This is a genomic window from Brevundimonas sp. 1080, from assembly GCF_040545985.1.
GTDB lineage: Bacteria > Pseudomonadota > Alphaproteobacteria > Caulobacterales > Caulobacteraceae > Brevundimonas.
In genome coordinates this window covers 1-20,437 of the sequence record NZ_JBEPMW010000003.1, presented here as the reverse complement: position 1 = coordinate 20,437, position 20,437 = coordinate 1, and the positions used below count along the sequence as shown (strand labels likewise).

At 65.1% G+C, this 20,437-nt stretch carries 32 protein-coding genes; 3 read left to right on the top strand and 29 right to left on the bottom strand.

Features of this window, described 5'->3' with window-relative positions; genetic code table 11:
- Positions 1-134 precede the first annotated feature (134 nt).
- The 24 genes from ABIC32_RS10595 to rpsJ all read right to left on the bottom strand — a co-directional run bounded on the left by ABIC32_RS10595 (position 135) and on the right by rpsJ (position 12,611).
- A complete protein-coding gene (locus tag ABIC32_RS10595) occupies positions 135-866 on the bottom strand; it encodes an energy transducer TonB (RefSeq protein WP_354074140.1) in 732 nt (243 codons plus the stop codon).
- Between the two features lie 27 nt (positions 867-893).
- A complete protein-coding gene (locus ABIC32_RS10590) occupies positions 894-1,454 on the bottom strand; it encodes an adenylate kinase (RefSeq protein ID WP_017506042.1) in 561 nt (186 codons plus the stop codon).
- Positions 1,455-1,491: 37 nt separating this feature from the next.
- Complete coding sequence (gene secY, locus ABIC32_RS10585) at positions 1,492-2,871, bottom strand: preprotein translocase subunit SecY (RefSeq protein WP_017506043.1); 1,380 nt, start codon at positions 2,869-2,871, stop codon at positions 1,492-1,494.
- A gap of 128 nt (positions 2,872-2,999) precedes the next feature.
- Entirely contained in the window at positions 3,000-3,593 is a 594-nt protein-coding gene (gene rplO / locus ABIC32_RS10580; protein ID WP_055804617.1) for a 50S ribosomal protein L15, read from the bottom strand.
- Between the two features lie 142 nt (positions 3,594-3,735).
- The gene (gene rpmD, locus ABIC32_RS10575) at positions 3,736-3,924 is read right to left on the bottom strand and encodes a 50S ribosomal protein L30 (RefSeq protein ID WP_055753396.1); all 189 of its coding nucleotides are present in this window, start codon (positions 3,922-3,924) and stop codon (positions 3,736-3,738) included.
- Positions 3,925-3,927: 3 nt separating this feature from the next.
- Positions 3,928-4,536, bottom strand: coding sequence for a 30S ribosomal protein S5 (rpsE, locus tag ABIC32_RS10570; protein ID WP_055753395.1), 609 nt, complete (start codon positions 4,534-4,536; stop codon positions 3,928-3,930).
- Between the two features lie 12 nt (positions 4,537-4,548).
- Positions 4,549-4,905: a 50S ribosomal protein L18 gene (rplR, locus tag ABIC32_RS10565; protein WP_008259637.1), complete on the bottom strand. Its 357-nt coding sequence runs from the start codon at positions 4,903-4,905 to the stop codon at positions 4,549-4,551.
- Positions 4,906-4,908: 3 nt separating this feature from the next.
- The gene (rplF, locus tag ABIC32_RS10560; protein ID WP_055753394.1) at positions 4,909-5,442 is read right to left on the bottom strand and encodes a 50S ribosomal protein L6; all 534 of its coding nucleotides are present in this window, start codon (positions 5,440-5,442) and stop codon (positions 4,909-4,911) included.
- 1 nt (position 5,443) lies between these two features.
- The gene (gene rpsH, locus ABIC32_RS10555; protein WP_008262310.1) at positions 5,444-5,842 is read right to left on the bottom strand and encodes a 30S ribosomal protein S8; all 399 of its coding nucleotides are present in this window, start codon (positions 5,840-5,842) and stop codon (positions 5,444-5,446) included.
- A gap of 15 nt (positions 5,843-5,857) precedes the next feature.
- Positions 5,858-6,163: a 30S ribosomal protein S14 gene (gene rpsN / locus ABIC32_RS10550; RefSeq protein ID WP_055753393.1), complete on the bottom strand. Its 306-nt coding sequence runs from the start codon at positions 6,161-6,163 to the stop codon at positions 5,858-5,860.
- A gap of 19 nt (positions 6,164-6,182) precedes the next feature.
- Entirely contained in the window at positions 6,183-6,743 is a 561-nt protein-coding gene (gene rplE, locus ABIC32_RS10545) for a 50S ribosomal protein L5 (RefSeq protein WP_017506049.1), read from the bottom strand.
- The gene (gene rplX, locus ABIC32_RS10540; protein ID WP_354074139.1) at positions 6,743-7,051 is read right to left on the bottom strand and encodes a 50S ribosomal protein L24; all 309 of its coding nucleotides are present in this window, start codon (positions 7,049-7,051) and stop codon (positions 6,743-6,745) included. Before rplX ends, rplE begins: the two co-directional genes overlap by 1 nt.
- A gap of 1 nt (position 7,052) precedes the next feature.
- Positions 7,053-7,421: a 50S ribosomal protein L14 gene (gene rplN, locus ABIC32_RS10535; RefSeq protein ID WP_003164378.1), complete on the bottom strand. Its 369-nt coding sequence runs from the start codon at positions 7,419-7,421 to the stop codon at positions 7,053-7,055.
- Positions 7,422-7,439: 18 nt separating this feature from the next.
- The gene (gene rpsQ / locus ABIC32_RS10530; protein WP_017506051.1) at positions 7,440-7,682 is read right to left on the bottom strand and encodes a 30S ribosomal protein S17; all 243 of its coding nucleotides are present in this window, start codon (positions 7,680-7,682) and stop codon (positions 7,440-7,442) included.
- 10 nt (positions 7,683-7,692) lie between these two features.
- Complete coding sequence (gene rpmC, locus ABIC32_RS10525) at positions 7,693-7,890, bottom strand: 50S ribosomal protein L29 (RefSeq protein WP_008263673.1); 198 nt, start codon at positions 7,888-7,890, stop codon at positions 7,693-7,695.
- Positions 7,890-8,330: a 50S ribosomal protein L16 gene (gene rplP / locus ABIC32_RS10520; RefSeq protein WP_017506052.1), complete on the bottom strand. Its 441-nt coding sequence runs from the start codon at positions 8,328-8,330 to the stop codon at positions 7,890-7,892. Before rplP ends, rpmC begins: the two co-directional genes overlap by 1 nt.
- A 3-nt stretch (positions 8,331-8,333) precedes the next feature.
- Entirely contained in the window at positions 8,334-9,089 is a 756-nt protein-coding gene (rpsC, locus tag ABIC32_RS10515) for a 30S ribosomal protein S3 (RefSeq protein ID WP_017506053.1), read from the bottom strand.
- Positions 9,089-9,469 carry a 50S ribosomal protein L22 gene (gene rplV, locus ABIC32_RS10510; RefSeq protein WP_017506054.1) on the bottom strand — a complete coding sequence of 127 codons (381 nt, stop codon included), beginning with the start codon at positions 9,467-9,469 and terminating at the stop codon, positions 9,089-9,091. The genes rpsC and rplV overlap by 1 nt, the downstream gene beginning before the upstream one ends.
- A gap of 3 nt (positions 9,470-9,472) precedes the next feature.
- Entirely contained in the window at positions 9,473-9,751 is a 279-nt protein-coding gene (gene rpsS, locus ABIC32_RS10505) for a 30S ribosomal protein S19 (RefSeq protein WP_017506055.1), read from the bottom strand.
- Positions 9,752-9,753: 2 nt separating this feature from the next.
- On the bottom strand, positions 9,754-10,590 hold the full coding sequence (gene rplB, locus ABIC32_RS10500; RefSeq protein WP_055753391.1) for a 50S ribosomal protein L2: 837 nt from the start codon (positions 10,588-10,590) through the stop codon (positions 9,754-9,756).
- A 4-nt stretch (positions 10,591-10,594) separates the two neighbouring features.
- Positions 10,595-10,897, bottom strand: a complete 303-nt coding sequence (locus ABIC32_RS10495) for a 50S ribosomal protein L23 (protein ID WP_008260292.1) — start codon at positions 10,895-10,897, stop codon at positions 10,595-10,597.
- The gene (rplD, locus tag ABIC32_RS10490; RefSeq protein WP_017506058.1) at positions 10,897-11,535 is read right to left on the bottom strand and encodes a 50S ribosomal protein L4; all 639 of its coding nucleotides are present in this window, start codon (positions 11,533-11,535) and stop codon (positions 10,897-10,899) included. The genes ABIC32_RS10495 and rplD overlap by 1 nt, the downstream gene beginning before the upstream one ends.
- Positions 11,535-12,284, bottom strand: a complete 750-nt coding sequence (gene rplC, locus ABIC32_RS10485; RefSeq protein ID WP_055753390.1) for a 50S ribosomal protein L3 — start codon at positions 12,282-12,284, stop codon at positions 11,535-11,537. Before rplC ends, rplD begins: the two co-directional genes overlap by 1 nt.
- 21 nt (positions 12,285-12,305) lie before the next feature.
- A complete protein-coding gene (gene rpsJ / locus ABIC32_RS10480) occupies positions 12,306-12,611 on the bottom strand; it encodes a 30S ribosomal protein S10 (RefSeq protein ID WP_003164367.1) in 306 nt (101 codons plus the stop codon).
- A 589-nt stretch (positions 12,612-13,200) separates the two neighbouring features.
- Between rpsJ and ABIC32_RS10475 the strand changes: the two genes are divergently transcribed.
- Entirely contained in the window at positions 13,201-13,953 is a 753-nt protein-coding gene (locus tag ABIC32_RS10475; protein ID WP_066551211.1) for a porin, read from the top strand.
- A 117-nt stretch (positions 13,954-14,070) separates the two neighbouring features.
- On the opposite strand, the gene ABIC32_RS10470 is transcribed toward ABIC32_RS10475, so the two are convergent.
- The 3 genes from ABIC32_RS10470 to ABIC32_RS10460 all read right to left on the bottom strand — a co-directional run bounded on the left by ABIC32_RS10470 (position 14,071) and on the right by ABIC32_RS10460 (position 17,156).
- Positions 14,071-14,958 carry a GIN domain-containing protein gene (locus ABIC32_RS10470; protein WP_354074138.1) on the bottom strand — a complete coding sequence of 296 codons (888 nt, stop codon included), beginning with the start codon at positions 14,956-14,958 and terminating at the stop codon, positions 14,071-14,073.
- Positions 14,959-15,070: 112 nt separating this feature from the next.
- Positions 15,071-15,985 (bottom strand): transcriptional regulator, encoded by a 915-nt coding sequence (locus ABIC32_RS10465; protein WP_354074137.1) that lies wholly within the window; start codon positions 15,983-15,985, stop codon positions 15,071-15,073.
- 10 nt (positions 15,986-15,995) lie between these two features.
- The gene (locus tag ABIC32_RS10460) at positions 15,996-17,156 is read right to left on the bottom strand and encodes a GNAT family N-acetyltransferase (protein WP_354074136.1); all 1,161 of its coding nucleotides are present in this window, start codon (positions 17,154-17,156) and stop codon (positions 15,996-15,998) included.
- A gap of 149 nt (positions 17,157-17,305) precedes the next feature.
- Here ABIC32_RS10460 and ABIC32_RS10455 point away from each other — a divergent pair, with 149 nt between their 5' ends.
- Together ABIC32_RS10455 and ABIC32_RS10450 are read left to right on the top strand one after the other, a co-directional pair.
- Complete coding sequence (locus ABIC32_RS10455) at positions 17,306-17,467, top strand: hypothetical protein (protein ID WP_165117191.1); 162 nt, start codon at positions 17,306-17,308, stop codon at positions 17,465-17,467.
- A gap of 38 nt (positions 17,468-17,505) precedes the next feature.
- Positions 17,506-18,573, top strand: coding sequence for a L,D-transpeptidase family protein (locus tag ABIC32_RS10450; RefSeq protein ID WP_354074135.1), 1,068 nt, complete (start codon positions 17,506-17,508; stop codon positions 18,571-18,573).
- Here the strand turns inward: ABIC32_RS10450 and ABIC32_RS10445 are convergent.
- Positions 18,570-20,165 (bottom strand): carboxylesterase/lipase family protein, encoded by a 1,596-nt coding sequence (locus ABIC32_RS10445; protein WP_354074134.1) that lies wholly within the window; start codon positions 20,163-20,165, stop codon positions 18,570-18,572. The genes ABIC32_RS10450 and ABIC32_RS10445 overlap by 4 nt on opposite strands.
- A 179-nt stretch (positions 20,166-20,344) precedes the next feature.
- Positions 20,345-20,437: EF-Tu C-terminal domain-related protein (locus ABIC32_RS10440; RefSeq protein ID WP_354038969.1), on the bottom strand; the 93-nt coding region annotated here is incomplete at its 5' end.

Sequence of the window (20,437 nt, the reverse complement as noted above, 5' to 3'; positions counted from 1 at the left end):
TTCTCCAGATACGCGTTAGTCAGACGCAACAAACGCTCCGGTTAACAAACCAGGAGCGTGGCGCCCTTCGCGGGAAGGCGCCCTTATACAGATGATTCACCGGGCGTCAACATCCGCTCCCGCGCGGCGCCGCTTCAGCGTGGCGGGCGGCCGAAATCGACGCCGACGGTGACCCGCTGGCCCTCGACCGGTCGACCGTCTTCGGTCGGCGGCTGGAAGCGGAAATAGCCGGACACCTGCAAGCCGGCCGCGCCGAAGCCCAGGCCGGGAGGCGTCTCTTGAACGACGCGGCAACCGTCCAGCCGGCTGTCTAAACGAATGACGCAGGACAGTTCGACCCGACCGTAACGGCTGCGGGCGCCCGGCGGGTGGTTGGCGCGAATCTGGCCGATGGTGGGGCCGGTGACCAGACGCGGTCCGGTCGAGCCGCTGCCCGGGCCGGACCCAGAGCCGACGCCGGATCCGCTGCCTGTCCCCTGCCCGCCCTGGCCGAAGCCGGGTTGCGGCGACGGCGACGGTGCGATCCCGACGACGGGCGCAGGCTCCGGCGCCTTGACAGGCGGGGCGGGAACTTCGCGGGGGCGTTCCTTGGGCGGAGGCGGCGGCGTGTGAATGACGGATGGCGCAGCGGGGGCGCCGCCGCCCGTCTCGGGCGCCGGGGGTTCGGCGGAAATCGGCGGCGGCGGGTCGTAGAGAACGACCTCGAACGGCGGCGGCTCAACCACTGGCGTCGGCGCCGGCCCCCTCACCTGTCCTAGCCACAGGAACAAGCCGATTTCCGCGACAGCAACGGCGACGAATATGCCCGCCATACGCCAGCGACGCAGGCGGGTCTTCTCGGGTTTAGGATCGTCCAACTGGGTCATCAGGCGATCAACGCCCGAAACCGCAAATCAGGCCAGGGCCTCGTCGATCGCCTTGGCGACGGACTCGATCGAGCCCATGCCGTCAGCCTCTGTGAGCTTGCCTTGGGCTTCATAGTAGGGAAGCAGAGGCGCGGTGTTGCGGTTGTAGGCCTCGAGCCGGACCTTGAAGGATTCCGGATTGTCGTCTGGACGGCCCTGTTCGGCGAAGCGCTTCGCGATCCGTTCGGTCAGGGCGGCGTCATCGACCTTCAGGCGCACGACGGCGTCGATCTGAACACCGCGCTTGGCCAGCATCTCGTCCAGCGCCTCGGCTTGGGCCACGGTGCGAGGGAAGCCGTCAAAGATCGCGCCGCCGGCGGCCTCGGCCTCCGTCAGGCGATCTTCGATCAGGGCGATGACGATCTCGTCGGTGACCAGATCGCCGCGCGCCAGCACATCCTTGACCTTGAGCCCCAGTTCCGAGCCCGAGGCGATGGCCGCGCGCAGCATGTCGCCGGTGGAGAGCTGGACCATGCCCTTCTCTTCCACCAGCCGCTTGGCCTGGGTGCCCTTGCCCGCCGCCGGCGGTCCGAACAGGATCAAGTTCATGCTTCAGCCCTCCCCTGGGCGTCTGACAACCTAAGACTTAGCGGCGGACGGGCGTGGGAGCGCCGCGACCGCCACGACCACGCAGCTTGGCCTTCTTGATCAGGCCTTCGTACTGGTGCGCCAGCAGTTGGGACTGGATCTGGGCCACAGTGTCCATGGTGACCGAGACGACGATCAAGATAGACGTTCCGCCAAAGTACAGGCTGTTGCCGAACTGGCTGACGATGAACTCGGGCAGCAGGCAGACTGCGGTGATGTATGCGGCGCCGATCACGGTCAGGCGGGTCAGGACATAGTCCAGATATTCCGCAGTCCGCTTGCCGGGACGAATGCCCGGCAGGAAGCCGCCGTATTTACGCAGGTTCTCGGCCGTGTCTTCGGGATTGAAGGTGATCGAGGTGTAGAAGAAACAGAAGAAGACGATGAGGGCGGCATACAGCGCCATGAACAGCGGCTGGCCGTGCGTCAGCTGAGCCGTCACCAGCGGGAGCCAGCTCATCCAGCTGGGCAGGTCGGCGTTAGCCGTCATGGTCGCGACCGTCGTCGGCAGCATCAGCAGTGACGAGGCGAAGATCGGCGGGATAACGCCTGCGGTGTTGACCTTCAGCGGCAGGAACGAACGCTCGCCGCCGGCCATTCGGTTGCCTTCCTGGCGCTTCGGATACTGGATCAGAAGACGGCGCTGGGCGCGTTCCATGAAGACGATGAAGACCACGGTAGCCACGGCCAGAATGGCGATGAACAGCAGGGCGAAGGCCGACATCTGGCCTTGTTGGGCCAGGCCCAGCAGGCGGGCGATGGTGGACGGCAGGACCGCCACGATACCGGCGAAGATGATCAGCGAGATGCCGTTGCCGACACCGCGCGCGGTCACCTGCTCACCCAGCCACATTAGGAACATGGTGCCGCCGGTCAGGGTCACGACCGTCGAAATGATGAAGAAGATGCCGGGGTTGTCGACCAGGCCGGCCGTGCTGTTCAGACCCGCCGCGATACCGAAGGACTGCGCCAGCGCCAGGAACACCGTCAGATAACGCGTGTATTGGTTCAGCTGCTTGCGGCCGCTTTCGCCGCCTTCCTTCTTCAGCTTCTCCCAGGGCGGATACACCGTGCCCATCAGCTGCACGATGATCGAGGCCGAGATGTAGGGCATCACGTTCAGGGCGAAGATGGCCATACGCTCGACCGCGCCGCCCGAGAACATGTTGAACATGTCCAGGATGCCGCGCTGACCATCCGGGTTCTGGAAGAACTGCAGGAAGGCCTGCGAGTTGATGCCCGGGATCGGCACATAGGTGCCGATGCGATAGACCAGAAGCGCGCCCAGCGTGAACAGCAGGCGTTTATGCAGCTCGGTCGCTTTCGCGAACGAGCCCATATTCATATTGGCGGCGAGTTGTTCTGCGGCCGAAGCCATTATGCGTCCCCACGACTGATTGAGTCGTCAGATAGGCGGAAAGCGGCCCTCATGCGAGGGCCGCTTCCGTTCTTTCGTCGTCGCAGATGTAATCAGGTCACGACCTAATCGCCGCGACGACGCGTGACTTAGGCTTTGGCGGCGGTGCGCTTGGTACGGGCCGAGATCTTGTTCTCGTCGCCGCGCGGCGCCTTGGGAGCCGGAGCCTTGCCCTTGGCGGCGTTGCGCTTCTCGACGCGCGCGGCGGCCTTGGCTTCGGCTTCGATGCGTTGCTCGACGACCGAGCCGCCAGCGGCCTCGATGGCCTTCTTGGCGCCGGCGGTGGCCGACCAGACGACCAGGTTCAGCGCTTGCTTCAGCTCGCCGGTGCCCAGCAGACGCACGCCGTCCTTGACGCGACGGATCACGCCGGCGGCGACCAGGGCGTCGCCCTTCAGTTCGGACTTGGCGTCCAGCTTGCCGGCGTCGACGGCGTCTTGCAGGCGCCACAGGTTCACTTCAGCCAGCTTCAGAGCATTGGCGTTGTTGAAGCCGCGCTTGGGCATACGCATGTACAGCGGCATTTGGCCGCCTTCGAAGCCGCCGATGGCGACGCCCGAACGCGACTTCTGACCCTTGACGCCACGGCCAGCGGTCTTGCCCTTGCCCGAACCGGGGCCACGGCCGACGCGCATGCGCTTCTTGTGGGCGCCTTCGTTGTCGCGGATTTCGTTCAGTTTCATGTGCCTGATCCTTTCGGGTGCTAGCGCCCGGACATCGTCCGGACTCGGCTTGGAAAAAATGAAGGGCCGCTGATAGGCGACCCTCTGGGTATTCGCAAGTGCAGAAACGCCCTCCCCCGGGTGCGGGAGAGGGCGAAACGGCTTACTTTTCGACGATCTCGGTCAGGTGGGCGACCTTGGCGATCATCCCGCGAACCGAAGGCGTGTCTTCCAAGGTCGATTCACGACCCAGGCGGTTCAGACCCAGGCCCACCAGCGTGGCGCGCTGGTCGTTCTTGCGGCGGATCGGCGAACCGGTCTGCTTGACGGTGAGGGTTTTCTTCTCAGCCATGACTTAGGACTCCACGGCTTCGGGCGCCGAGGCGCCGTCGTTGCGGCGGCCCATCAGATCCGCGACCTTCTTGCCGCGCTTGGACGCGACTTGACGGGGCGAGGATTGGACCTTCAGCGCTTCGAACGTCGCGCGGATCATGTTGTAGGGGTTCGACGAACCGGTCGACTTGCCCACGACGTCCTGGACGCCGAGGGTTTCGAGCACGGCGCGCATCGGACCGCCCGCGATGACGCCGGTCCCGGGAGGGGCGGCGCGCATCATGATCTTGCCGGCGCCCCAACGGCCGTTGCCGTCGTGGTGCAGGGTGCGGTTCTCGCGCAGCGGAACGCGGATCATCGTCTTCTTGGCTTCTTCAGTCGCCTTGCGGATGGCTTCCGGCACTTCGCGCGCCTTGCCGTGACCGAAGCCGACGCGACCCTTGCCGTCGCCGACGACCATCAGGGCTGCGAAGCTGAAGCGACGGCCGCCTTTGACGGTGGCGGCGACGCGGTTGATGTGCACCAGCTTCTCGACGATGTCGGAATCCGGACCATCAGCAGCGGGACCGTTGCGGTTGTCACGACGGTTGCGATCGTTGCCGCCGCCGCCGCGTTGGGGTTGTTGCGCCATCTGTCGCGTCCCTTAGAAGTTCAGGCCGGCTTCACGCGCGGCTTCCGCCAGCGCCTTCACCCGTCCATGATAGATGTACTCGCCACGGTCGAAGACGACGTCCTTGACGCCCTTCTCGATGGCGCGTTCGGCGATCAGCTTGCCGATCGCGGCGGCCGCAGCCGTGTCCGAACCGCGCTTGCCCTTGCCGCCTTCCAGCGACGAGGCAGCCACGACGGTCACGCCCTGGGCGTCGTCGATGATCTGGGCCGAGATGTTCTTGTCCGAACGGTAGACCGACAGACGCAGACGACCGTTGGCGACAGCCTTCAGGCGGCGACGCGTGCGCTCCGAGCGACGCTTGGCTTGTTGTCGAAGAGAAAGAGCCATGACTTACTTCTTCTTGCCTTCCTTGCGACGGACCTTCTCGCCCGCGTAACGGACGCCCTTGCCCTTGTAGGGCTCCGGCGGACGCAGCTTGCGGATGACCGAGGCGATCTGACCGACGGCTTGCTTGTCAGCGCCCGAGATCTTGATCTCGGTCTGCTTCGGCACAGCGAAGCTGACGCCGGCCGGCGGAGCGATATCGACTTCGTGCGAGAAGCCGAGTTGCAGCGAAAGGGCGTCGCCCTTCATCGCGGCGCGGTAACCCACGCCGACCAGCTCCAGCGACTTTTCGAAGCCCGTGGTGACGCCGACGACCATGTTGTCGACCAAGGTGCGCGACAGACCCCACATCGCGCGAGCGCGAGGCGTGTCCGAACGCGGCGTCAGCGACAGTTCGTCGCCTTCCTGCTTGACTTCGATCTCGTCGGCGACGGTCCAGGCGCTCTCGCCCTTGGGTCCCTTGACGGTGACGTTCTGGCCGTCGAGCGTGACAGTCACGCCCTTCGGCACGGCGATGGTTTTCTTGCCAATACGGGACATATCAGTAGACCCTGCAGAGGACTTCGCCGCCGACGTTAGCGTCGCGGGCGGAAGCGTCGGACATGACGCCCTTCGAAGTCGAGAGGATCGAGATGCCGAGGCCGTTCTTGACGGGCTTCAGATCGCCGATCGCCGAATAGACGCGGCGGCCCGGCTTGGACACGCGCGCGATCTCGGCGATGACGGGCTGACCGTCGAAGTACTTCAGCTCGATCTCGAACTGCGGAAACTCACCCGGGTTCTGAACCAGGTTGTAGCCGCGGATGTAGCCTTCGTCCTGCAGCACGTCGAGGACGCGCTGGCGCAGACGGGAAGCCGGGGTCAGCACCTTGGAACGCTTGCGGGTCGCCGCGTTCTTGATGCGAGCGATCATGTCGCTCAGGGGATCGTTGATCATCATGTCTGTTCGCTCCCCTTACCAGCTGGACTTCGTCAGGCCGGGAATCTGGCCCAGGTTGCCCAGTTCACGCAGCGCAATCCGGCTCATCTTGAGCTTGCGGTAGAACGCCCGCGGACGACCCGTCACTTCGCAGCGGTTGCGAATGCGGCTCGGCGCGGAGTTGCGCGGCAGTTCGGCCAGCTTCAGGCGCGCGTCGAAGCGCTCCTCCAGCGGCAGGTTTTCGTCGTTGGCGGTCGCCTTGAGGGCGGCCCGCTTCGCGGCATACTTCGCAACCAGGGCCTTGACGGCTTCATTGCGGTTTACGGCGCTTTTCTTAGCCATTGTGCTCTTCCCTTCCCGCTCAGTTCTTCACGAACGGGAACTTGAACTCGGTGAGGAGAGCCTTGGCTTCCTCATCGGTCTTGGCCGTGGTGCAGACGACAATGTCCATGCCCCACATCTGATCGATCTGGTCGTAGTTGATCTCCGGGAACACGATGTGCTCCTTCAGACCCGTGGCGTAGTTGCCGCGACCATCGAAGGACGTGCCCTTCAGACCACGGAAATCCTTCACGCGCGGCAGCGCGATCGTGATGAACCGGTCCAGGAACTCGTACATCTGGTCGCCACGCAGGGTGACCTTGCCGCCGATGACCATGCCTTCGCGCAGCTTGAAGCCGGCGATTGAGTTACGGGCCTTGGTGGCGACGGCCTTCTGACCGGCGATGGCGGTCAGATCCTTGAGGGCGGTGTTCGCCTTCTTGGAGTCTGCGACGGCTTCGCCGATACCCATGTTCAGGACGATCTTGTCCAGCTTGGGCACCTGCATTTCGTTCGTGTAGCCGAACTTTTCTTTCATCACCTGGCGGATCCGAGCGTGATACTCGTCCTTGAGGCGCGGGGTGTACTTTTCGGTAGCCATCAGATGACGTCTCCCGTCGTCTTGGCGATGCGGATCTTCTTGTCCCCATCGATCTTGAAGCCGACGCGGGTCGCCTTGCCGTTGGCGTCGGCGATCGCGACGTTCGACAGGTGAAGCGAGGCTTCCTTGTTCTTGATGCCGCCCTGCGGGTCAGCCTGGCTCGGGCGCGTGTGGCGCTGAACCATGTTGACGCCTTCGACAAGGACGCGGTTTTCGGTGGGCAGGACCTTCAGCACGTTACCCGTGCGGCCCTTGTCCTTGCCGGTGAGGACGACGACTCGGTCGCCCTTCTTGATCTTGGCGGCCATGTTACAGGACCTCCGGAGCCAGCGAGATGATCTTCATGTGGTTCTTGGCGCGCAGTTCGCGAGGAACCGGGCCGAAGATCCGCGTGCCGACAGGCTCGTTCTGCTTGTTGACGATGACGGCGGCCGACTTGTCAAAGCGGATGACCGAGCCGTCCTTGCGTTGGATGTCCTTGGCGGTGCGCACGACGATGGCGCGAACGACGTCGCCCTTCTTCACACGCCCGCGCGGGATGGCTTCCTTCACGGAGGCGACGATTGTGTCGCCGATCGAGGCGTAGCGGCGCTTGGAGCCGCCCAACACCTTGATGCACATGACCCGGCGGGCGCCCGAATTATCGGCCACTTCCAGGTTAGTTTGCATCTGGATCATAAGATCAGATCCTTCTGATTACGAGGCGGAGGCGTTGGAAAGGACTTCCCAGCGCTTCAGTTTGGACTTGGGGGCGCACTCGACGATGCGAGCGATGTCGCCGACCTTGAGCGCGTTGGCTTCGTCGTGCGCATGGTACTTCTTGGACGACCGGACGGTCTTCTTCAGAAGCGGGTGAAGCAGGGTGCGCTCCACCTTCACAACGACAGTCTTCTCGCCCTTGTCGGACACGACCACGCCTTCAAGAATTCGCTTGGGCATATTCGTTTCCTTACGAGGCCGCACGCTTCTCGCGCAGAAGCGTCGAGATGCGAGCGATGTCTTTGCGGACTTCACCAACGCGGTGAGTCTTTTCCATTTGGCCGGTGGCCGCCTGGAAGCGCAGGTTGAACTGTTCCTTCTTGAGCTTCAGCAACTCGTCGGACAGTTGGTCGGTCGTTTGCGACCGCAGATCGGCGATCTTGGTCATTAGGCGGCAGCCTCCACATGCGCGACGCCGGCGTCGATACGGGTCACGACCTTGGTGCGGACCGGCAGCTTGGCGGCGCCGAGACGGAGTGCTTCGCGGGCGACATCGTCCGGCACGCCGTCGATTTCAAACAGGATACGGCCCGGGTGGCAACGCGCGGCCCAGTGGTCCACGGCGCCCTTGCCCTTACCCATCCGGACTTCGGCCGGCTTGCCCGTGACGGGTAGGTCGGGGAAGACGCGGATCCAGACGCGGCCCTGACGCTTCATCTGGCGAGTGATCGCGCGGCGAGCCGCTTCGATCTGACGCGCGGTGATGCGTTCCGGCTCCAGCGTCTTCAGGCCATACGACCCGAAGTTCAGCGAGAAACCGCCCTTGGCCGAGCCATGGATCCGGCCCTTGAAGGCCTTGCGGTATTTGGTCTTCTTCGGTTGCAACATGACTTAGTTCTCACGTCCCCGGTCGCGACGCGGACCGCGGTCGCCACGGGGGCCGCCGCGTTCGCGGCCTTCGTTCGAGGACGGACCCGACGCTTCCTGGGCCCAACGCTTGTCCTGCGCCATGGGATCGTGCTCCAGCACTTCACCCTTAAAGACCCAGACCTTCACGCCGATGATGCCGTAGGTCGTCTTGGCTTCGTAGAAACCATAGTCGATGTCGGCGCGCAGCGTGTGAAGCGGCACGCGACCTTCGCGGTACCATTCCATACGTGCGATTTCGGCGCCGCCCAGACGACCCGAGACATTCATACGAATGCCCTTGGCGCCCAAACGCATGGCCGACTGCATCGAACGCTTCATGGCGCGACGGAAGGCCACGCGGCGCTCCAACTGCTGCGCGATGTTCTCGGCGATCAGCTGCGCATCGGTTTCCGGCTTGCGGACTTCGATGATGTTCAGGTGAACTTCACCCTCGGTGCGCGCCGAGATGTCCTTGCGGAGCTTCTCGATGTCAGCGCCCTTCTTGCCGATCACGACGCCCGGACGGGCGGCGTAGATGGTGATGCGGCACTTCTTGTGCGGGCGCTCGATGATGATGCGCGACACGCCGGCGGCGGCCAGGCGTTCCCGCAGCCACTCGCGCAGCTTCAGGTCTTGGTGCAGCAGGCGGGAGTAGTCGGCGCCGGCGGCGAACCAGCGGCTGTCCCACGTGCGGTTCACGCCGAGGCGCAGACCGACCGGATTGATTTTCTGTCCCATCAGGCGGCCTCGCCGGCTTCACGGACCACGATGGTGATCTCGCTGAACGGTTTCAGGATGCGCGACGAACGACCGCGAGCACGGCTCGCGAAACGCTTCATCACCAGGTTCTTGCCCACGAAGGCCTCGGCGACGACCAGATTGTCGATGTCGAGGTTGTGGTTGTTCTCGGCGTTCGAGATCGCCGAATACAGGACCTTGCGGACGTCGCCGGCGATGCGCTTACGGCTGAATTCCAGCTCGTTCAGCGCCTTCTGGACCGGCATGCCGCGGATCGAAGCGGCGACCAGGTTCAGCTTTTGCGGGCTGATGCGCACGTTGACCAGCTTGGCGCGGGCCTCGGTCGGGGCGACCCGACGCTCGTTTTTTGTCTGGGCCATCGGTTACTTCCTTTTGGCCTTCTTGTCCGCCGCGTGACCCGGGAAGTTCCGGGTCGGGGCGAACTCGCCGAGCTTCATGCCGACCATCTCTTCCGAGACCGACACGGGCACGTGCTTCTGACCGTTATGGACGCCGAACGTCAGACCGACGAACTGCGGCAGGATGGTGGAGCGGCGCGACCAGGTCTTGATCACGTCCTTGCGGCCCGACGATTGAACGGCGTCGGCCTTCTTGAGCAGATACCCGTCGACAAACGGGCCTTTCCAGGAGGAGCGGGCCATTCTTAGCGAGCCTTCTTAACGTGGCGGGTACGGATGATGTACTTGTCCGTAGCCTTGTTCTTGCGGGTACGAGTGCCCTTGGTGTCCTTACCCCACGGCGTGACGGGGGTACGACCACCAGAGGTCCGGCCTTCACCACCACCATGCGGGTGGTCGATCGGGTTCATGGCGACGCCGCGAACGTGCGGACGCCAGCCCATGTGACGCTTGCGACCGGCCTTGCCCAGGTTCTGGTTCATGTGGTCGGGGTTCGAAACCGCGCCCACCGTGGCGATGCAGCCGTCCAGAACCATGCGCAGTTCGCCCGAGCCGAGACGGATCTGGGCGTAGCCCTGATCGCGACCGACCAGCTGGGCGTAGGCGCCGGCCGAACGGGCCAGCTGGGCGCCCTTGCCCGGCTTCATTTCGATGTTGTGGATGATCGTACCCACCGGCATCGAACGAAGCGGCATGGCGTTGCCCGGCTTCACGTCGGTCTTTTCGCCCGCCACGATCGTGTCGCCAGCCTTAAGGCGTTGCGGCGCGATGATGTAGGTCTTCTCGCCGTCCTCGTAGGTCACGAGCGCGATGAAAGCCGTGCGGTTCGGATCGTATTCCAGACGCTCGACCGTGCCGACCATGTCCCACTTGCGACGCTTGAAGTCGATCTTGCGGTACAGGGTCTTGGCGCCGCCGCCACGGAAGCGGACCGCGATGCGACCGCCCTGCCCGCGTCCGCCCGACTTGGTCAGGCCTTCGGTCAGCGACTTTTCCGGACGGCCCTTGTGGAGTTCCGAACGGTCAACCAGCACGAGGGCGCGACGGCCCGGCGAGGTCGGATTGTAATGTTTCAAGGCCATCTGATCAGAGCCCCGTGGTGACGTCGATCGACTGGCCGTCAGCCAGCGTCACGATCGCTTTTTTGATGTCGACCCGGCGACCCAGGATACCCCGGAAGCGCTTGGTCTTGCCCTTTTGAACCAGGGTGTTGACCTTCAGGACGTTAACTTTGAACAGGCTTTCGACCGCCGCGGCGATCTCGTCCTTGGTCGCCGTGTCAGCGACGCGGAAGACGACCTTGTTCTGCTCGGACAGGATCGTGGCCTTTTCGGTGATCACCGGGGCCAGGATGGTGTCGTAGTGCTTGGCGGTAGGTTGAGCGGCCATTACGCGGCTTCCTTATCGCTGAAGCGGGCTTCGATGGCCTCGATGGCGGCCTTCGTCAGCACCAGCTTGTCAGCCCGCAGGATGTCATAGACGTTCAGGCCGGCGTTCGGCAGCACGTCGATGTGCGGGATGTTGCGTGCGGCCAGGCCGAAGTTCGTATCGACTTCCGGACCCGCGATGATGAGCGCCTTGGTCCAGCCCAGCTTGCCGAGCGTTTCGCGCAGCGAAGCGGTCTTGGCTTCCTTGACCGAGACGGTGTCGACCACGATCAGGTCGCCCGACTTGGCCTTGGAGGACAGGGCGTGACGCAGAGCCAGCGCGCGGATCTTCTTCGGCAGCGAGAAGCCGTGATCGCGAACGATCGGGCCGAAGGCGCGCGAACCGCCGACGAACTGCGGTGCACGGCGCGAACCGTGACGAGCGCCGCCGGTGCCCTTTTGCTTGTACATCTTCTTACCCGTACGAGAGTTCTCGTTGCGGGTTTGAACCTTGTGCGTACCGGCGCGGCGCTTGGCCAGTTGCCAGTTGACGGTGCGGGCCAGGATGTCGCCGCGGATGTCGGAGATGCCGAAGACGGCGTCCGACAGTTCCACGTCGCCAGCAGCCTTGCCGTCGAGTTGGATGACAGAGAGTTTCATTACGCTTCACCGCCTTCGGTCGCTTCGACGGGGGCTTCTTCAGCCGGGGTCGAGGCGGGTTGAGCAGCAGACTTGCTCGACTTCAGCGCGCCGGGGAACGGAGCGTCGGCCGGGCGAGCCTTCTTGATGGCGTCGCGAACCTTGACGTAGCTGCCGTCGTGACCGGGGACAGCGCCCTTGATCAGGATCAGGCCACGCTCGGCGTCCACGCGGACGACGGTCAGGTTCTGGGTGGTGACGGTCTCGGTGCCGTAGTGGCCGGCCATCTTCTTGCCGGGGAACGTGCGACCCGGGTCCTGACGGTTACCCGTCGAACCGTGCGAACGGTGAGAGACCGAAACGCCGTGGGTGGCGCGAAGGCCGCCGAAGTTCCAGCGCTTCATGGCGCCGGCGAAACCCTTACCGATGGTCTCGCCCTGGATGTCGACCTTCTGGCCCACCAGGAAGTGTTCGGCCGACAGTTCGGCGCCCACGTCCAGCAGACCGTCCGCATCGACGCGGAACTCGGTCACATAGGCTTTCGGTTCGACTTCCGCCTTGGCGAAGGTCTCGCGTTGAGCCTTGTTGGTGTTCTTAGCCTTCTTCGTGCCAGCGCCCAGCTGGAGAGCGACGTAGCCGTCACGCTCCTGGGTACGTTGGCCGACGACTTGGCAGCCGTCGAGCTGCAGCACAGTGACCGGTACGTGCGCGCCGTCATCGGCGAACACGCGGGTCATGCCCAGCTTCTTGGCGATCACGCCCGTGCGCATCGGATCCCGCCTCTTTCTACTTTAAATCTTGATCTCGACGTCCACGCCGGCGGACAGGTCGAGCTTCATGAGCGCGTCCACGGTCTGCGGGGTGGGGTCGACGATGTCGAGCACGCGTTTGTGCGTGCGGATTTCAAACTGCTCACGCGACTTCTTATCGACGTGCGGAGAGCGGTTCACGGTGAACTTCTCGATCAGGGTCGGCAGCGGAATCGGACCGCGAACGGTCGCGCCGGTGCGCTTGGCGGTATTAACGATCTCGCGCGTCGAAAAATCGAGGACGCGGTGATCAAAGGCCTTGAGCCTGATGCGGATGCTTTGATCCATATCGGTGCTTACTTCCAATGCGGTCGGAGGACCGCGTCCCTGTGAACCATTTCAAAGACCGAAGGCCTTCGGGCAAAAAGCCCTCAGGGAACGCAAATCCGCAAAAACGATCGGCCCACGCAGTCGCCCGCGAAGGCCGTTGATATCCCAAGAAGCTGCAAAGAACAGTGACTTAGGTCGTTCTTGCGAACCGCGTTTGCAGCGAACTGCACAGCCGGTCCAACAAGAGTGGTGGCTTATGCCTATCGATTCTGATTTCGTCAAGCGCGCAAACCCGGGCTGACACAGGATTTCGACGGGGTCTTCCCCGAGGGCTGCGCACGGCGCGACGACACATTCGGCGGCGACGTCGGCGCGTTGGACGCCCTCTTTATAGTGCATGAGCGCGACTGCGACGCGCGTTTAACGACTTGCCCCACAGATCGCCAAGTCGTGACACATTCTCGCCGCAACGCGTGGCTGTTGCGCAACAACCTTGCCACTCGAAGCCAATCGAACGTCGGTTTATTGCTCCGCTTGGTCTTAGGCTGATAGCAGCGCCCCTCCCCGGACCCCCATCCGGGTGCAGACTGCTAAGGACAAAAGAAAAATGAAGACGATCCTCCTCGCCACGGCCGCCGCCGCCCTGTTCGCCGCCCCGGCCTTCGCCCAAGACGCCATCGGTTCGGTCGGCGTGACCTATTCCAACCCGTCGATCGAAGTCGCCGGCGACGACGTCGACGCCGACGTCTGGACCGTTGACGGCTCGGTCGCCCTGCCGGCCCAGGACTGGACCGTGACCCTGAACGGCGCGATCGACTACACCAAAGCCTTTGGCGAAGAAGACGTCACCGGCGCCGCCGCTGCTCACCTGACCAAGATGTGGTCCTCCGACGTGCGCGCCGGCGCCTTCGTCGCCGCCAACGGCATCGGCAGCGGCAACGAGCCGATCTGGACCGTGGGCGCCGAAGCGCAGAAGTATCTGTCGAACGCCACCCTGACCGGCCAAGTCGCCTACACGACCGCTGACAACGTGGACGCCGACATCTGGACCGTCGGCGCCGACGCCGCCTTCTACGTCATGCCGAACCTGCGCCTGAACGCCGGCGTCGCCTACAACAACGTCGACTTCTCGGGCGGCGACACCGACGCCTGGACCTACGGCGTGGGCGCCGAATACGAGTTCGAGAACACCCCGTTCTCGCTGGGCGCCGCCTACACCCGCGCTGACATCGATTCGCTGGACGTCGACACCTGGTCGGTCGGCCTGCGCTATTCGTTCGGCGGCGGTCTGCAAGCGCGTGACCGCGCCGGCGCCAACCTGGGCGTCTCGGCCATCTCCAGCGTCCTGAACGTCTTCTAAGCGTCTCGGACCTGATCCATGCGAAGAGCCCCGGCGGAGCGATCCGCCGGGGCTTTTTGTTTGGCCGGAAAAGGCCCCCGGGGTTCCACGACCCGGGACCTTCTCGTCGCTCGGGTCTTACTGCCCGATCTGCAGGGTTCCCGATCCGACGACGGAGCGAGAAACCGATCCCGTGGCTGAGGCGACTCGGACGCTGCCCGATCCGGCGATCGCCACGTCAAGGTCGCGCGTTGCGCCGCCGTAGCGAACATCGCCCGAGCCGCCGATGGCGACCGACAGCTTGTCCATTCGGCCCTGCCGCACATTCACACCGCCCGAGCCGCCGATGGACAGTTCACTGCGTCCGCCGGCGCTGGCCACCTCGACATTGCCCGATCCGCCGACAGCCGCCTTCAGGGCTCCGGTCGCTCCGGCCGAGATGGAGCCAGACCCGCCGACGCTGGCGTTCAGCGATCGAGACGTGCCCGCGCGGATCGCGCCCGAGCCGCCGAGTCCCAGTTCCAGATCGCCGTCCACATTGGCCACGTTCCAGTTGCCGCAGCCGCCGTTGTCCAACTCGACCGATCTCGCGCCGCGTCCGACCGAGCCGAAGACCGCGCCGCTGGCGCTGACGTCAACGGCGCGCGGCGTGCGCACGACGATCAGCGGCGCGTCTTCCAGGCGGATCCGCCCCAGGTCGCGCACCTCAACGGTCGCGCCCTGCCCCGGCTGGCCCGCATCGCTGCGGCCGGAGTTGCAGCCGCGAATGGCGCTGCTGCCGCCCCACATGCCGTTGCGGCGCAGGCCGCCGTCGATCTTCACGTCATTGTCGTCGCGGCGAACCTGGATGGCCGGCAGACGCGTTTGGCCTTGCGTGACCTCGACGCCGATATCCTGACGATCCTCGACGATGACCACCACACGGGCGACGGCGTTGCGGATCTCGACCTCGGCGGCCGAAGCGGGCGCCACGACAAACCCGGTCAGGGTGGCGACGGCCGCGGCGGCGATCAGTGCGGTTTTCATGAGCGTTTTCCCTTCCCGGATGTGAGGAGCCCGGTTCTGAAGAGAAGGTGCGCGCCGCCCGCGCCCAAGTCATTTTAACTCGAGGTCATGAACTCGAATTAACGCCCCAAGCTTATGACGTCGCGTTCAGCGCGCCCGCGCCGTCAGCCGCGCCGATCTCCGGCTCGAAGTCGCGCTCGAAGTTGGCGATCTTGCTTTTCATCGCGCCCGCCTTCTTCAGCACCAGCGACGCGGCCCAGCGCGCCGCCAGCTCCGGCGTCGTCATGCCGTCGGTGAAGCGCGGCCGCCCGCCCCGGCTGCGGATCACCGCATTGGTGAACAGCGCGCCGTTGCGGAACCGCGACGGCCAGGTCTGGAAATCCATCGACAGGCTGACGCAGAAGCGGTCCAGATTCTCCACCCGGTGCGGCGCATACAGCGGCCAGGTCAGGGCGCGGCCTGGCTCCAGATCCATGACCTGCGCATCCTGTTCGAACGCCAGCGTGTAAGGCAGCTCTTCGGTCGTCTGGCGCGCGACCACCTGTTCCATGTTTCGCTCGGGCAGATGCCCCTCGTCGCCGGGATAGACGAACAGTCGCTTGCGCCCACGAAGATGGAACAGCACCACGCCCGCCGCGTCGAAATGATAAGGCACGCGCGCCTTGGGCGACGACAGGATCAGCTGCCCCGCGTTTCGCACCGCCCGCATCCCCGGATAGGTCGCTTGGATCGCGGCGAAATCCTTCATCGCCGCCGCCCACAGTTCGGGCCAGCCCGTTTCGACCCCGCGCAGATTGACCCACAGCCGACCCTGTTTGATCGCCTCCAGCAGCTCCTCACCTGACAGCCGCCCGCGCGCGCCGGTGCGCAAGGACACCTGCCCCTCCTCGTCGTAGTCATACAGGTTGATGTCGAACAGCTCGGCCGGATAGCGATCCAGCACGGCGGCCAGCGCCGCGTCCTCGGCGAATCCTTGCTCGATCAGGGTGTGGGCGTGGGTCTTCGCCTCGGCGATCGGGCCTGGATAGCGGGTGCGACGTTGGGTCATGTCGATGTCCTCAAACGTGGGCGACGCGCGCTGGCGTCTTCTTCTTGGCGGCCGCCTTCTGGACAGCCGACCGTGCGGCGACCGCCGCGCCCCTCAGCCGCCCGACGGGCGTCGCCTCACAGGCTTCGATGGTGGCCCAGCGCCGACGCAGGGACGCCCGCACCGCCTCGCCGCGTCCGCCCGCCCTGTTCAGCGCCGCGACCGTGATGTCGCCCAGCGCCTGGGTCACGCCCGGCTGCATCACCACGGCTTCGCGCACCGTCTGGCGCGCGTTGACGAAATACTTCTTGTAGGTCTCGCCCTCGAAGCCGAAGTCGAACACCCGGAAGCCCTCGGCCGCCGCCAGCCGCATCGTGTCCATGCTCAGCAGGATGCCCGGCGAGCACCGCGCAAGCGTTGGCTCATAGGCCGGGAACCAGAAATGGTAATGCCGCCCGGCGTGCAGCGAGAACTCGATCGCCACCAGCTTGTCGCCTGCATGCATAGCCGCCATCGAAGCGCCGAAGCCTTCTCGCGCCTCGCTCATCAGAGCGTGCAGCAGATCCCGCGTCCATCCGCAGGCGAAGATGTCATGCAGGCCCGAGCGCCGATACTGCGCCGCCTTCAGCGCGATCAGATGATCCAGCAGCGCCGGATCTCTGAGACCCCGCTCCACCCGGATCGGCCCCAGTTCGGCCTCCAGGCTGCGGCGCGCCCGCTCCTTGTCCTTGAAGTATTTGCCGAAGGTCTTGCGACGCTCGGCGTACCAGTCGTCATAGCCCGCCTCGGGCATGGCCACCTGCACCGTCTCACGCGCCTGGCCTGTTTCGCCCGCGCCGATCCACCCAGGCACGTTCAGCCGCTTGGCTTTCAACAGCCGTGCCACGTCTTCCAGCGTGATCATCTCGTCCGCCGGGGCGATCACGCCGTGATAGTCGTTCATGGGGGCACCCAGCGGCTGCACCGCTCCGCCGCGTCGCTGATGCGGGAAGAAGCCGACGATCTCGTCATCTCGCCGGAACACGGCGATCGCCGCACCGGGGCAGACCCGCGAGGCGATCTCGGCATAATCCCAGCGGAAATAGGGGCTGGCCAGATCGGGATTGCCAGCCGTCCACGCACGCCACAGGGCGACGGCGGCGGCATCCATCGCCGCCGCGTCCATGATCTCGACCTGCAGCATTCCGGCCATACGCATCCTCTTAGGACCCTGTGCAGCAAGGTCCATTCCACATCGCATCCTGCCCTATGCGCGTTTCATCAGGGTTCACCGTCATGGTGAATGCACGTTGAAGGAGCCGCGGTCGCCCTGGCGCGTTTGAGTGACCCAAGGAGAAGACCATGACCGATCAACGCCCTGACAGCAAAGCCGTCGAGAACGAGAACCTGCGGCCGGACGCCGACGGCCAGCCGCCGCGCCCTGCGACCGAGCCCAAGGGTTCGAAGGACTCGTCCAACTCCGGCGAAACCGAAACCGACCCCGCGACCGGCGAACCCAACTGAACACCGACCGACTGCACTCACCGTCTCGAAAGTCTCTTATGAACCGTCCTGCCTACCTCGCCGCACTCGCTGTTCTCTCTCTGGGCGCCTGCTCGCCGAAGGAAGAGAACACATCCGCCCCAGCGGCGCAGACGGCCGAGACCGCGCAAGTGGGCCAAACCGGCCCGCTCTCTCGAGACGCCATCGAAAACACCGCTTATGCGCCGCCGCCCGCCGCGCAAGAGGGGCAGCCGGCAGCCGCGAATGCCGCCCAGCAGCAGCCGCAGCCCGCCCTGATCCGCGCCCAGGTTCTTCTGGAACGCGCCCGCTTCTCGCCCGGCGCGATCGACGGCCTGGCGGGGTCGAACATGCGCCAGGCGATCTCGGCGTTTCAGGAAGCGAACGGCATGACGGTGAACGGCGAGTTGAACGCCGACGTGATGGGAAGACTGCGCGCCGCCGCCGGACCGGGCGCAGTGACCACCACCTACACCATCACTCAGCAGGACATCGCCGGACCCTACCTCGGCGTCGTTCCCACGGAGTTGGAAGCTCAGGGTCAGGCGGCCCACATGGGCTACGCCAATATCGTCGAGGCCTTGGCCGAGCGCTTCCACGTCACCGAGGCCTTGCTGCGCGCCATGAACCCCGGCGCCGACTTCAATCGCGTGGGCCAGGGCCTGCTTGTCCCCGCCGTCAACACCGCCCCCCTGCCCGCCGACGTGGACCACATCGACGTCGACAAGAGCGAAGGCTCGGTCAAGGCGTTCGACGCCGACGGCAAGCTGATCGCCTACTTCCCGGCCACCATCGGCAGCGGCGACAATCCCACCCCGACCGGCACGGTCAAGGTCAACGGCGTGGCGCGGAACCCGGACTACACCTACGACCCGTCGAAACTCAGCTATGGCGACGGCAAGAAGAAGGTCGTCGTCAAACCCGGTCCGAACAACCCAGTGGGCGTCGTCTGGATCGATCTGAACAAGCCCAGCTACGGAATCCACGGCACGCCGGACCCGCATCTGGTCGGAAAGACGGCCTCGCACGGCTGTGTGCGCCTGACCAACTGGGACGCCTGGCTGCTGGCTGACAAGGTCAAGCCGGGCGTCACCGTCCGCTTTATCTAGTGAACGGCACCGAACGGCGTCCCATCCCAGAAGTCGCAGTGGTGACGCTCGAAGAAGGCGTCATCCATGACATCGCCTTGTGGCTTGAACACCCGCACCGGCCCCGCACCCTCGACGCGGGGCCATTCGGCGGCAAAGGCCGAACGGCCGAACGTCGCCCACAACCTTTGCATCCTCTCAGACAGCGCCTTCTGCTCCGGCGTGAACCGCTTGGGATCAGCGAACACCCAGCGCGTTCCGAACACATAGGCCAGCTCGCTGGCGTGATAGGCGCCCAGGTCCAGACCGACGATCCAGTCGGGCAGCACGAACGGCGCCCCGCGATCCGCGAACTCATAGCCCCACACCGGCACATGCTGAGCCAAAAGGCGTCGCAAGGCCTGTGACGGACAGGCGAACCTTTGATCGGTGAAGTTGGTCGCAATGGCGTAGGCCGGGCCGTCTTCACCCACCGGATAGCGCGCCAGCACCCGCTCGCCCTGATCGCCGTACATCCAGATCGTCTCCTTCTGATAGCGATCCATGTCCTGCACCTCGTTGGCGAACAGCCGCCCCTCATCGAGGTTCGTCCCGACGAGGACGGGCACGCGCGTGAACCGCCCTTCCCGGATCGCGACCGCCGGGCTTTCCGGCACAGTGGCGTCCGTGTGCACCGGTCCCCACGACCCCGGCCCGTTGATGCCCGCCCTCAATGACGCTGCCCGCGACAGCCGCCAAGCCGGAAGCGCCTTCAGGCACGCGATCTGATCCTCGCCCGTGCAGCCCAGCCTTTCGGCGAACATCGGCCCCGACTGGGCCGCGTCCTGCGCCCTGACCAGGGACGACGGCTCAAGACATCCGCCGCTCTGCATGATAACCCGCTGATACAGCCCTTCCGACTGCGGCGACGCCATCAGGTAACAAGCCGTCCAGGCCCCGGCGCTTTCGGCGAACAGGGTGACGTCGCCCGGGTCGCCGCCGAAGGCCGCGATATTCCGATGCACCCACTTCAGCGCCGCCTGCTGATCCATCAGTCCGAAGTTGCCGCCGAAGCCTTCGCCGGTCGCCTCAAATCCGGGATGCGCCAGCCAGCCCAGCGCGCCGAGCCGATAATTCATCGTCACGACCACCCGCCCCTGCTCGCGCGCCAGTTTTGACGGGTCGTAGTTGGCGCCCGCCCCCACGGTGAAGGCGCCGCCCGGAATATAGACCATCACCGGCCGCGCCTTGGCCGCGTCTCCGCCCGGCGCATAGATGTTCAGATACAGACAATCCTCGGACCCGACGACGATCCCGCCGCCCCCGCCCAGGATCGAGCGTCGCCCGATCGCCTGGGTGCAGTCCGATCCAATCCGCGTCGCATCCCGAACGCCCTGCCAGGCCTGAACCGGCTGCGGCGCGCGCCAGCGCCGTTCGCCGACGGGCGGCGCCGCGAACGGCACGCCTAGGAACGCTCGCGTCCCCGTCCCCTCGACGCCGCGCACCATCCCGGCTTCAGTCGTCGCCAATATCGGCTCGGCGTCCTTGGCGAACCGGACTTGATCGACCTTGCCGGGATGCGTGGCGCAGGCCGACAGGGCGACAAGGCACGCAAGCAACGAAATCAGACGCATCGTGAACCTTGGCTGTTGGGCAGACGATCTCAACGCCTGAGCGTCCGGCCCGTTGCGGACCCGGCAGTCGCCCAAACAGCAAAACGACCCCCGGATTGCTCCGGAGGCCGTTCTGTTACGCTACTTTGTCTTTGGCCTATGCGCGCCTCGCGGAGGCGCGCGGCTTGAGGCCGCTTAGCTTAGGCGATGATCTTGGCCACGACGCCGGCGCCGACGGTGCGGCCGCCTTCACGGATGGCGAAGCGCAGGCCCTGGTCCATCGCGATCGGGGT